Origin of the sequence: Paraclostridium sp. (genome assembly GCF_051657365.1) — a bacterium.
In the GTDB taxonomy this organism is placed as follows: Bacteria; Bacillota; Clostridia; order Peptostreptococcales; family Peptostreptococcaceae; genus Paraclostridium.
In genome coordinates this window covers 1-5,901 of the sequence record NZ_JBOFKN010000171.1, presented here as the reverse complement: position 1 = coordinate 5,901, position 5,901 = coordinate 1, and the positions used below count along the sequence as shown (strand labels likewise).

The following is a 5,901-nucleotide window of genomic DNA, read 5'->3' as shown; positions in this document are numbered from 1 at the left end:
TACTAATTTAACCATAATAATGTAACTTATTATATAATTTAATTAAGAAAACATATAAGGAGGATAATATGAATTTTGAAAATAAATTAAATAAATATGCTCAACTCGCTGTAGAGGTAGGTGTTAATTTACAAAAAGATCAAATACTACTTTTAAGAGCCCCTATATCTTGCAAACACTTTGCAAGAAAAATAGTTGACATAGCATATGAGTTAGGCGCTAAGGAGGTCGAAATCGAATGGACTGATGAAGAATGTTCTTTAATTCGATATCTTAAAGCTCCAGAATGTATATTTGATGAGTTTCCTAATTGGAAAATAGAAAAATACAATTATTTGTTGGATAATGGAGCTTGTATAATAAATATAGATTCATCTAATCCTACAATATTCAAAGATGTTGATCAATCAAGGATGAAAAGAAGTAGTAAAGCTTATAATAAAAACATACCTTTATGGAGAGAAGCTATAATTACTGATAAAATACGATGGACTATAGTATCTGTTCCTAGTAAGGAATGGGCATCGAAAGTATTTACTGATTTAAATGAAGATGAAGCTGTTGATAAATTATGGGATTATATATTTAAATGTACTAGAATAGACAAAAATGATCCTGTAAAATCATGGAAAGATCATAACTATAAACTTAATGAAAAAGTAGAGTTTCTAAATAAAAATAATCTAAAATCTATGCATTTTAAATCCGATAAAACTGATTTACATATAGAATTACCTATAGGCCATATATGGGCAGGCGGAGCTAGTAAAGATTCTAATGGTATAGAATTTAATGCTAATATGCCCACAGAGGAAGTATATACATTACCCCATAAGTATAAAGTGAATGGTATTGTATCAAATACTAAACCTTTTATATATAACGGTACTATAATAGATGACTTTACCTTAACATTTAAAGATGGAAAAGTAGTAGATTATACTGCCAATATTGGATACGAGTCATTAAAATCTTTAATTGAATTAGATGAAGGATCATGTTTTCTAGGAGAAGTTGCCCTGGTTGAAAATAACTCACCTATATCTAATACAGGAATAGTTTATTATACTACTTTATATGATGAGAACGCCTCTTGTCATTTAGCTCTAGGATCTGCATATAAAACAAGCATAGAAAACGGAAGTGATATACCTAAGAGTTCTATGGATAATTACGGAATAAACGATAGTATAACTCATGAAGATTTTATGATAGGTTCAAAAGATATGAATATAACTGCTATTACTCACGATAATAAACAAATAGAAATATTTAAAAATGGAAATTGGGCATAAAAAAGATAGGTTACATTTGTAGCCTATCTTTTTATTTATAATGCTTTTATATATGTTATAACATCTTCTATTATCCAATCTGGTGTTGAAGCTCCAGCTGTTAAACCAACATTATTGAAACCTTTAAAATCATCTTCATTTAATTCAGCTACCGTTTCTATAGCTAAAGTAGGTACATATTGCATGCAAATTTGAACTAATTTTTGAGTATTAGAACTATGCTTACCACCAACCACTACCATCATATCAACATCTTGAGATATTTCTTTTGCAGCTTCTTGTCTTACTTTAGTTGCTGAGCATATAGTATTATTGAAAACAACTTCATCTAAATCATTGGAAAGACACTCTATTATTTTATTGTATAAATCGATATTTATAGTAGTTTGAGCTACCACACAATATTTTTTAGATTTATCAAGTTCTATATTTTCTAAATCATCAAGTGTTTTTATTATAAGAGCTTCATTGTTGCACCATCCATTTATACCTATAACTTCAGGATGATTAGCATCTCCTATAACTACTATTTTATATCCATTCATATAATGTCTTTTTGCTATTTCATGAATTTTTTTCACAAATGGACATGTAGTATCTATAATATTTAAAGATTTGGATTTAGATTCTATATATACTCTCTCCCCTACTCCATGGCTTCTTATTATCATACTATTCGATATTGGAACATCATTAACTTCATTTATTGTTTTAAGTCCATTTTCCTCATATTTTAAAACTGCTTGTTTATTATGTATAAGTGGACCAAGTGCATAAATACCATCTTCTCTTTTTTGCAACTCATCCCAAGCCATTTTCATAGCTCTTTTAACTCCAAAACAAAAACCAGCATTTTTAGCTATTTTAACTTGCATTTAAAGTTCTCCTTATTTAGCATATTTAATATAGTTATCCTTTATTACTTCTAATACGTTTTGTGATAATCTTTGGTAATCATCCGTAGTTAATTTTTCTTTATAATATTCTTCAAATGATATAGGTTTATCTATATATATAGTTACTTTATTAAAAATCTTATAAGAACTTATTATTGATATAGGAACAACCAAAGATTTACCTTTTATAGCAAACATACCTAGTCCTGCTTTAGCTTCTAAAAATCCTGTTCCTTTATTTCTAGTACCTTCTGGAAACATACCTAAACACCCACCACTTCTTAATACTTTCAGTATATTTTTCACAGTGGATGCTGTAGGGTTCTCTCTATCGACAGGAATAACATTTAGTTTATTTAATATATATCCTAATAGCTTTATATTAAACAATTCTTTTTTAGCAACTGCTCGAATCGGTCTATTTTTATGCATAGAAGCAGCTAAAAATACTGGGTCTAAGTTAGATCGGTGGTTTGCAGCTAATATAATAGACCCTTCTTTTGGAATATTATCCATTCCGACTATCTCAAATTTAAAAAAGATGCTTGAGAAAACTCTTAAAACGCCCGTTACAAAATTATAAAATTTCACATTAATCTCCCTTCAAACACTACTTTATTTTGCTTATAACAGATTCGACTACCGTATCTATATCTTTTCCTGTAGTATCAATCTCAATTGCATCATGAGCTTTAACTAGTGGTGCAAATTTTCTATTGGAATCTATCTTATCTCTTCTTATAACATCATTAATAACTTCTTCCAAAGTAGTATCATATCCTTTTTTTATAAGTTCTTTATATCTTCTCTCGCCTCTCTCTTCAGGAGAAGCTACTAAAAAGAACTTATAGTCTGCATTTGGAAATACATACGAACCTATGTCTCTTCCATCTAGTATAACAGAATTTCTATTTCCTATCTCTCTTTGTACATCAACCATTAAATATCGAACATCTTTTATTTGAGCAACATTAGATACATTATTAGTCACTTGTGGTGTTCTTATTTCTTCTTTTAAAATTTTACCGTCTAAGTATATATTATTGTCTTTAAAATCTATTTCGCTTTTTTTAGCTATTTCAACTATTGAGTCTTCATCATTTATATCTATATCATTTGTAATAACCTTATACGTTATCGCTCTATACATAGCACCTGTATCTATATAATTGATATTTAATTTATCAGCTATAATTTTTGCTATTGTACTCTTACCTGCACCTGCTGGTCCATCTACTGCTATTACTAAGTTTTTCATATTATTCACTCCTATTCACTTATATCAGGTCTTAAATTTTTAGCTTCATTTAGATATATATGTTTAATTTCAGTTTTTTTCTTATTACTATTTATATTAATCATAACTCGGACACATTTTCTCAAGCTACCTTGAATATATTTTTCTTCAAAATTAAGTAACGGAGTATCTAAAATACTTAGTATATCTCTAACCGCTACAGACGGATATACTGAATCTAAGTCACTTGTCATTGTAAATATCATACTTATTATATCATCTATATTCAAATCATTAGCGCTTATAATGGTCTCAACCATTACTTTAGTTTCATTTAAAATTTCTTCTGTAGAGTTATTCTTAACTGTAGTAGCTCCTCTAATTGCTAATACTCTCACTAATAATCACTTCCTGCTAAATATCCTGTTGAAAAAGCTATTTGAAGGTTGTACCCTCCTGTTTCAGCATCCACATCCATAACTTCTCCAGCAAAGAATAAATTTTTAATTAATTTTGATTCCATATTTGATGCATTTATTTCCTTTACACTAACACCACCACTAGTTACCATAGCGGCTTTAATAGTTAGCATCTCGGACACAGTTAATTTCATTTCTTTTATATATTCTATAATTTTAAATTCATCTTCTTTTTTTAGTTCATTAGGTTTAGTTTCACTCAAATCAAGTAAACTTAAAATTTCTTTTACAAAGTTCTGTGGCAACACGCCTTTTAAATTTGTAAGAATATTTTTATTTGGATTTTCTCTTATTATTTTAGAAATTTCATCCTTTGAAGTTTGAGGTAAAAAGTCTAATGTTACTTCTACTTCTGAATTATCTAGTGCTTTATTTATATAGGAAGAAAATTTTAAAACGCCGGGACCTGATATACCAAAGTGAGTAAATATCATATCTCCTTGAATTTCTATCTTCTTCTTTTTAATTTTACTTTTTATTACTACTTCTTTCATAGATACACCTTGAAGATTTTTAACAAAGCTTTCTGTTGTAACTAACGGTATCAGTGCAGGATATAATGGTTTTATAGTATGTCCATATTTTTTTAATATTTCAAACATAGCACCATCAGACCCTGTAGCAGGATGACTTTTTCCACCTGTTGTTACTATAAGTTTATCACAGTATAACTTTTCTCCTTTGTTAGTTGTAATACCCTTAGCTTCACTATTTTCTATTATTAAATCACATACCGTAGTATTATACATTATGTCAACTTTGTTTTTTAAAAGATCATTTCTAAGAACCTCTATTACTTCATTTGCTTCATCTGATTTTGTATAGACCTTTTCATCATATTCTACCTTGTACTCTAAATTATTTTTACTAAAGTATTGTAATAAGTCATAGTTTGAAAAAGTATAAAAAGAACTATATAAAAACTTTTTATTATTAACTACTTTATCAAAAAAATCTTCTATATTTCTATTATTCGTAATGTTACATCTTCCACCACCAGTAAGTCTTAACTTTTTTCCTATTTCATTGTTTTTTTCTATTAATATTACTTCGTTTTGTTTTGAGGCTGATATTGCGGCCATTATACCAGCGGGTCCGCCTCCAACAACTATAACTTTTGACATAATTATATCTCCTTACTCAAGTGCTGAGTTGTTAATTTTTTCATTGTTTTTTATATGAGTAGTATCATTCATTTTTATGATAACTGGTCCATAGTCTCTATAATCTACTATGTTTAAAGCCGTATTGTCTTGTTTAATTCTATATATATTTTCCATTCCTGAATTTAAGAAAGATAAAAGCATTACTCTAACCGTTACAGAATGTGTTACAAGTAATATATTTTTATTTTCATATTTTGTATTAAGTTCACTTATAAATTTATCTATTCGTTCTTTAATTATATGTAAGGTTTCTCCATCTGGAATTTCCACTAAGTGAGGTTCATTTCTCCAAGTTTTGTAAATGTCTCCATAATGGGTTTTAATTTCATCTATTAATAGTCCTTCCCATTTTCCAAATCCCATCTCTCTAAGTGCAGTTGTTTTTTTTACTTTAATACCTAATCTATCGCTAAGTATATCTGCCGTTTGAACAGCTCTTCCTAAATCACTTGAAAAAATAAAATCTATATTGTGATTTTCAACTAAACTATCAGCTAATTCAGTTGCTTGTTCTATTCCTTTATTTGTTAAATCTGAATTACCATGACCTTGCGTTTTGCCCAAAATATTCCAATTAGTTTGACCGTGTCTAACTATATAAAATGTATTTGCCATAAGTATCCTCCTATATTTATATGTCTTTAGTTTTAGCGCTTATCAAAATTTTATTATATCATAATTTGACAAAATTAAAAACTTAAACATACAAATATTCATTTAAGGATAACATATAACTAGAATAATCATAAAGGAGTTTTATAGCATGAATCATAAATTAAAATATTTGATAATTCTATTTATGACAACTAATTTATTATTAGGTATAGG

General features: G+C 28.1%; 7 protein-coding genes. 1 reads left to right on the top strand and 6 read right to left on the bottom strand.

Going from position 1 to position 5,901, the window contains the following annotated elements:
- Nucleotides 1-68 precede the first annotated feature (68 nt).
- On the top strand, nucleotides 69-1,295 hold the full coding sequence (locus ACRCYC_RS13465; RefSeq protein ID WP_438619653.1) for an aminopeptidase: 1,227 nt from the start codon (nucleotides 69-71) through the stop codon (nucleotides 1,293-1,295).
- A 35-nt stretch (nucleotides 1,296-1,330) separates the two neighbouring features.
- On the opposite strand, the gene ACRCYC_RS13460 is transcribed toward ACRCYC_RS13465, so the two are convergent.
- From ACRCYC_RS13460 to ACRCYC_RS13435, 6 genes are read right to left on the bottom strand one after another with little or no spacing between them, the layout of a single operon-like run.
- Nucleotides 1,331-2,170, bottom strand: coding sequence for a 4-hydroxy-3-methylbut-2-enyl diphosphate reductase (locus ACRCYC_RS13460; protein WP_438619652.1), 840 nt, complete (start codon nucleotides 2,168-2,170; stop codon nucleotides 1,331-1,333).
- A 12-nt stretch (nucleotides 2,171-2,182) separates the two neighbouring features.
- Nucleotides 2,183-2,782: a lysophospholipid acyltransferase family protein gene (locus tag ACRCYC_RS13455; RefSeq protein ID WP_438619651.1), complete on the bottom strand. Its 600-nt coding sequence runs from the start codon at nucleotides 2,780-2,782 to the stop codon at nucleotides 2,183-2,185.
- 19 nt (nucleotides 2,783-2,801) lie between these two features.
- On the bottom strand, nucleotides 2,802-3,449 hold the full coding sequence (gene cmk, locus ACRCYC_RS13450) for a (d)CMP kinase (RefSeq protein WP_438619650.1): 648 nt from the start codon (nucleotides 3,447-3,449) through the stop codon (nucleotides 2,802-2,804).
- Between the two features lie 11 nt (nucleotides 3,450-3,460).
- Nucleotides 3,461-3,826, bottom strand: a complete 366-nt coding sequence (gene aroH, locus ACRCYC_RS13445) for a chorismate mutase (protein WP_438619649.1) — start codon at nucleotides 3,824-3,826, stop codon at nucleotides 3,461-3,463.
- Nucleotides 3,826-5,031: an NAD(P)/FAD-dependent oxidoreductase gene (locus ACRCYC_RS13440; RefSeq protein WP_438619648.1), complete on the bottom strand. Its 1,206-nt coding sequence runs from the start codon at nucleotides 5,029-5,031 to the stop codon at nucleotides 3,826-3,828. The genes aroH and ACRCYC_RS13440 overlap by 1 nt, the downstream gene beginning before the upstream one ends.
- Nucleotides 5,032-5,043: 12 nt before the next feature.
- Entirely contained in the window at nucleotides 5,044-5,688 is a 645-nt protein-coding gene (locus tag ACRCYC_RS13435; RefSeq protein ID WP_438619647.1) for a histidine phosphatase family protein, read from the bottom strand.
- Nucleotides 5,689-5,901: the final 213 nt, after the last annotated feature.